The sequence below is a fragment of the Arthrobacter sp. Dra40 genome (assembly GCF_059091905.1).
Genome location: NZ_JBNHHB010000287.1, coordinates 1 through 5,570, shown reverse-complemented (window position 1 = coordinate 5,570; position 5,570 = coordinate 1). Strand labels below are relative to the sequence as shown.

The 5,570-nt window shown below is 66.0% G+C and carries 6 protein-coding genes and 1 pseudogene; all 7 read right to left on the bottom strand.

Annotated features, from left to right (window positions below; genetic code table 11):
- Positions 1-67 (bottom strand): annotated as a pseudogene (locus tag AC5RWT_RS34055) (translation initiation factor IF-1); the annotation flags it as partial.
- A gap of 283 nt (positions 68-350) precedes the next feature.
- A complete protein-coding gene (locus AC5RWT_RS34050) occupies positions 351-1,322 on the bottom strand; it encodes a P1 family peptidase (protein ID WP_494084076.1) in 972 nt (323 codons plus the stop codon).
- A 148-nt stretch (positions 1,323-1,470) separates the two neighbouring features.
- Entirely contained in the window at positions 1,471-2,310 is an 840-nt protein-coding gene (locus tag AC5RWT_RS34045) for a metal-dependent hydrolase (protein ID WP_494084075.1), read from the bottom strand.
- Between the two features lie 174 nt (positions 2,311-2,484).
- Positions 2,485-3,312, bottom strand: coding sequence for a type I methionyl aminopeptidase (gene map / locus AC5RWT_RS34040; protein ID WP_494084074.1), 828 nt, complete (start codon positions 3,310-3,312; stop codon positions 2,485-2,487).
- Between the two features lie 28 nt (positions 3,313-3,340).
- A complete protein-coding gene (locus tag AC5RWT_RS34035) occupies positions 3,341-3,916 on the bottom strand; it encodes an adenylate kinase (RefSeq protein ID WP_494084073.1) in 576 nt (191 codons plus the stop codon).
- The gene (gene secY, locus AC5RWT_RS34030) at positions 3,913-5,226 is read right to left on the bottom strand and encodes a preprotein translocase subunit SecY (RefSeq protein WP_494084072.1); all 1,314 of its coding nucleotides are present in this window, start codon (positions 5,224-5,226) and stop codon (positions 3,913-3,915) included. Before secY ends, AC5RWT_RS34035 begins: the two co-directional genes overlap by 4 nt.
- A 195-nt stretch (positions 5,227-5,421) precedes the next feature.
- Positions 5,422-5,570, bottom strand: a 149-nt coding sequence (locus AC5RWT_RS34025; RefSeq protein ID WP_494084077.1) for an uL15 family ribosomal protein, incomplete at its 5' end; no start/stop codon positions are given.

The following is a 5,570-nucleotide window of genomic DNA, read 5'->3' as shown; positions in this document are numbered from 1 at the left end:
ACATCGCATTGGGCAGAGCCTCCTGCACAGTGCCTTCAATCTCAATGACACCGTCTTTCTTAGCCATATCCTCCGCTAACGTCAGTAACCATCGCTGGCGCGGTGGCTAGTTTTTGGGTTTTGCTTGCCGCTACACTCCCACTAAGCCGTACGTTCCGGCAGACTTTCGCGGGCGCCATGCACCCGAAGTTGGGCATAAAAGTAGAGACAACCAACAGACAACTGTACTCCGGAAGCCGGATAAAGTTAAATCCGGATAACGGTTGTGGGGTGCGGGCTTCGCCGACGCCCCGACAGCGCCACCGGGCCCGGCGGCCTATCCGCCCGCCGCGCCCGGTCCGGAGCCACCCTCAGCGTGACCCCTGCATGGGAAATTTTTCCAGTACGACGCCGGAGCCCTCCACCCGCTCGGCGCTCACCACCCCATCCCAAATGGCCGCTGTGACCGCTTCCGCGGCCAGCACGTGCAGTTCCGCCCTGGGATCCAGGGGCCCCTCCTGCACCAATTGCTGCTGCCCCGTGGCCAGCACGAAGACCACGTCTCCGTCCATCAGCGTATGTGACGGGCTGAGGGCCCGGGCCAGCCCGGCATGGGCGGCCGACGCCGTCCGGTTTGCCTGGGCAGGATCCAGCACGGCGTTGGTCGCGACGACACACAAGGTGGTGTTCAACGGAGCTGCAGAGGGGCGCGCGGGGCCGCCCGTTTCTTCCGGCGCGCGGCCGGTGCTGCCGGCCCCTGTAAAGGGCGTTCCTGCAGCATTGACCACGGCGAGTGCCCCGACCACGATGCCTTCGTTGGCGCCGCCCATCCGCAGCGAGGCAGTCCCCACTCCCCCTTTGTACTTCTGGAAGCCCATGGCCGCCCCGGTACCTGCACCCACGTTGCCGCGCTGCACGGCGCCGAAGTCCGGGGCAGCGCCGGCGGAGGCAGCGGCGTCGTACCCCATCTGCTCGTCCGGGCGTGCCGCGATGTCCCCGCCGCGGCCCAAGTCATAGAGGGCTGCCGCCGGCACAATCGGCACCACGGCATTCAACGTCCGGAAGCCACGCCCCTGCTCTTCCAGCCAGCGTTGCGCCCCGTGCGCGGCGATCAGTCCGAAGGCGCTGCCGCCGGTGAGCACCACCGCGTCCGCGGCCGGCACCAGGGTGGTGGGATCCAGCGCATCGGTTTCGTGGGTGGCCGGCCCTCCTCCGCGGACATCGACGGCGCCGACGGTCCCGGCCGGCGGCAGCACCACGGTGACTCCGGTGAGCCAGCCGTCGCCGGCCTTGTGGACGTGGCCTACGCGGATGCCGGGTACATCGGTAATAGAGGAAGCCATGGCCTCATCCTGCCCGGACCCTGCCCGCCGGGCAAGGAGTGCCGGCCGGGTAAGGAGTGCGGGCTGGGCAGGGAGTGCCCGCCCCGCCTCACCCGGCCCGGAGCCCCCACGGAATCACGGCGCCCAAAGGCAGCCGGGAAAACCGGCGTCAGCCGAACGCGACCAGGCTCTGCTGCCCGGCGTCGAGGCAGGCCCCGATAAGCAGGACCACCACATACGCACTGACCGGCACCAGCAGGGCCCACTCCCGTGCCGAGCCGGCATTGCCCAGGAGCGGCAGGGCGAAGTAGCCATTGCGCCGCCAGATGGTGTTGAGCAGCGGGATCCGCCGCCAGAGCTTGGGGGGTTTGATCCGCAACGGCCACAGCAGGTTCACGCCGCCGGTGGTGAGCATGTCGCCGAGCACATGCATGACCACGCCGATGCCCATGGCGAGCGGGAACCAGTTGTGATGTTCGGGTGCGTACAGGGCTATGAACGCCGCTACCGACAGGCCAACCGCCCAGGGGATCTTCTGCAGGCGGTCGGGGAGGAACTTCAGGGCCTTGGCCGCAAAGGCCACCAGCAGCACGCACAGGAGGCCCGCGCCGGGATAGACGGTTCCGAACCGCTGGGTTTCCACGGTCCAGAGCCCGGCGAGCCAGGCCAGTGCGACGAACGCCGCCAAGCCGATCAGCGAGTGGGTGCCCCGGCGATGCCCGCCGGCCAGTGCCCCGATTCCTGCACACACCGCGTTGGACAGTGGCGGCAATGAGCGGGCGATGGTGGCGTTGCGGTGGTCGGCATCCGGAACCAGCGCGGCGCCGGCTGTCACCATGGCTCCGGTGATCAGACCCAGTGGTCCTACCTCCAACAACCCCCAGCCCAAGGTGAGGGTCTGCGTGCCCCAGCCCATTGGCGTCGTCAGTGCATCCAGCGGTACGTGCACCTGGCTGGTGAGGGCGATCCAGGCGGCGGCGCCGGAGAGGGCGTGGTGGGCTCCCATCATGGTGGGGATTGTCCTTTCGGGTGCGGTGTCCGTGCAGGGCTTGCCGCTGGCCGGAGTTTGCTGTGGGGAAGGTGAAGGGGTCCGGTTTAACAGCGAAAGGCCGGCCCGGCTGGACGGTGGTTCCAGCGGAGCCGGTCTTTGGCGTTGCAGTCAGACCAGGGGCGGGTCGGCCTGTTAGTCCAGCGGCACCGGGGTGACCCCCAGCGGAGCCAGCCTGGCCGCGCCCCCGTCCTCGGCGGTCAAAACCCAGATGCCTCCGTCGTGCACGGCCACGGTGTGCTCCCATTGGCAGGAGCGCGAGCCGTCCGTGGTGACCACTGTCCAGTCGTCGTCCAGCACCTTGGTTTCGATGTCCCCGCGCACCAGCATGGGTTCGATGGCCAGGCACAGCCCGGGACGGATCTTGGGGCCGCGGTGGCTGGTCCGGTAGTTCAGCACGTCCGGAGCCTGGTGCATGGCGGTGCCGATCCCGTGCCCCACGTAATCCTCAAGGATGCCCAACGGCTTGCCGGGCACGGAGGAAACGTAGTCGTCGATGGCGTTGCCGATGTCGCCGACGCGGTGGCCGGTGGCCAGGGCAGCGATGCCGCGCCACATGGCTTCCTCGGTGACGTCGGACAGCCGCTGGTCCTCGGGATCGGCGGTGCCCACAATGACGCCGCGGGCAGAGTCACCATGCCAGCCGTCCACGCTGCAGCCGCCGTCCACCGACAGGATGTCCCCGTCCTCGAGCACTTTCCCGCCGGGGATTCCGTGCACCACTTCCTCGTTGACGGAAACGCAGACCGTTGCGGGGAAGCCGTGGTAGCCCTTGAAGTTGCTCTTGGCGCCGGCTTCGTCCAGCACGGCTTCGAAGGCCGCGTCCACATCCGCGGTCGTTGCACCGGGGACCGCGGCAGCAACCGCCGCGTCCAGCGCACGGCTGACCACTAGACCGGCAGTCCGCATTTTCCTGATTTGGTCCTTGGTCTTGTATTCGATGCTGGGCTGGCCGAAGGCCATGGGTTGCCTCTAACTTTCTAGCGGGCTGTCAGGCGGTGACGGACTTGAGCGCGGACACGATGCGTTCGGTGACTTCGTCGATGTCGCCGATGCCGTTAACCGTGGCGACGATGCCGCGCTCCGCGTAACGGCTCACGACGATCTCCGTCTGCTCGTGGTACAGCGCCAGCCGGCGCCGGATGACGGCTTCGTTGTCGTCGCTGCGGCCTTCCTGCGCGGCGCGGCCGAGCAGGCGCTTGACCAGTTCCTCGTCGTCGGCGGTCAGCTGCAGAACGATGTCCAGCTTCGAGCCGGCTTCGGCCAGGATGCTGTCCAACTCGTCGACCTGGCCACTGGTGCGGGGATAGCCGTCCAGCAGGAAGCCCTCGGCGGCGTCGGCCTGCTTCAAGCGGTCGCGCACCATGTTGTTGGTGACGCTGTCCGGCACGAACTCGCCCTTGTCGATGTACTTCTTGGCTTCGACGCCCAGCGGGGTCTCTTCCTTCACATTGGCACGGAAGATGTCTCCGGTGGAGATCGCGACGATGCCCAGCCGGTCGGAAATGCGGGAGGCTTGGGTGCCTTTGCCCGATCCGGGCGGGCCGATAATGAGCATTTGTGTCATCGCAAAAGTCCTTCGTAGTGACGTTGCTGTAGTTGAGCGTTGATTTGCTTGACGGTCTCCAGGCCCACACCAACCATGATGAGGATGGAGACGCCGCCGAATGGGAAGTTCTGGTTCGCGTTGATCAGCACCAGGGCGATCAGCGGGATCAGCGAGATGATGCCCAGATAGAGGGCGCCGGGCAGCGTGATCCTTGCCAGCACATACTGCAGGTACTCCGCCGTCGGGCGGCCGGCCCGGATGCCCGGGATGAAACCGCCGTACTTCTTCATGTTGTCCGCCACTTCCTCCGGATTGAAGGTGATGGCCACGTAGAAGTAGGTGAAGAAGACGATCAGGGCGAAGTAGACCGCCATGTAGAACGGCGAGTCGCCCCTGACCAGGTAGGTGTGGATCCAGTTCACCCACTCCGGCGGCGCCGTGGTGCCGTCGGCCGGGGTATTGAACTGCGCGATCAGCGTCGGCAGGTACAACATCGACGACGCGAAGATCACCGGGATCACACCGGCCATGTTCACCTTGATCGGGATGTAGGTGCTGGTGCCGCCGACGGTGCGGCGTCCCACCATGCGCTTGGCGTACTGCACGGGGATGCGGCGCTGCGACTGCTCCACGAAGACCACTGCGGCGACGGTCAGCAGGCCGACAAGCAGGATGCCCAGGAAAACGTTCACGCCCTGGGTGTTCCAGATCTCGCCCAGCGAGCTCGGGAAGCCGGCGGCGATGGAGATGAAGATCAGCAGGGACATGCCGTTGCCGACGCCCTTCTCGGTGATCAGCTCGCCCATCCACATGATCAGGCCGGTGCCTGCGGTCAGGGTCAGGATGATCAGTGAGATCGTGATCAGGTTGTCGTCTGGGATGATCGGAACCGGACAGTTGCCCAAGAGGGCTCCGGTCCGCGCCAGCGACACCAGCGTCGTGGCGTTGAGCAGACCCAGCGCGATGGTGAGGTAGCGGGTGTATTGCGTGAGCTTGGACTGGCCCTGCGGGCCTTCCTGATGCAGTTCCTGGAACCGCGGGATGACGACGCGCAGCAGCTGCACGATGATGCTGGCGGTGATGTACGGCATGATGCCGAGGGCGAAGATGGACACCTGCAGCAGCGCACCGCCGCTGAAGAGATTGACGAACTGGTAGATTCCGCCACTCGTGTTTCCCAGCGCCAGACACTGCTGCACGTTGCCGTAGTCGACGCCTGGGGCCGGAATGAAAACGCCCACCCGGTAGACGGTCATAACGCCAAGCGTGAACAGCAACTTGCGCCGCAGGTCCGGCGTCCGGAATGCCCGGCCAATTGCGCTAAGCAAGCGTCCTCCCAAAAAGTTTCTGATGCCGCTGCGCGGCAAGTCACAAGATCCGAGTCTATCGGCTCGGCACGTTCGCTTTAAACGGATTAAGAATATGTGGTGTGCCTTTAAAGCGACTGAACTCGCGGCGGCCGGGTCTACCGGCCACCACGAGTTCAGTCAGAGGCTGCTAAAAGACGCACCCGGTGCGGGCTGCTAGAGCGCCGTCACGGAGCCGCCAGCGGCGGCAATCTTCTCAGCGGCACTGGCGGAGAAGGCGTCAACCTTCACATCGACCTTGACGGTGATGTCGCCGGTGCCCAGGACCTTCACGGGCTGGTTCTTGCGAACCGCACCCTTGGCCA

Coding starts and splice junctions, on each gene's coding strand:
- AC5RWT_RS34050 (WP_494084076.1), bottom strand. CDS start 1,322: ATGGCTTCCTCTATTACCGATGTACCCGGCATCCGCGTAGGCCACGTC.
- AC5RWT_RS34045 (WP_494084075.1), bottom strand. CDS start 2,310: ATGATGGGAGCCCACCACGCCCTCTCCGGCGCCGCCGCCTGGATCGCC.
- map (WP_494084074.1), bottom strand. CDS start 3,312: ATGGCCTTCGGCCAGCCCAGCATCGAATACAAGACCAAGGACCAAATC.
- AC5RWT_RS34035 (WP_494084073.1), bottom strand. CDS start 3,916: ATGACACAAATGCTCATTATCGGCCCGCCCGGATCGGGCAAAGGCACC.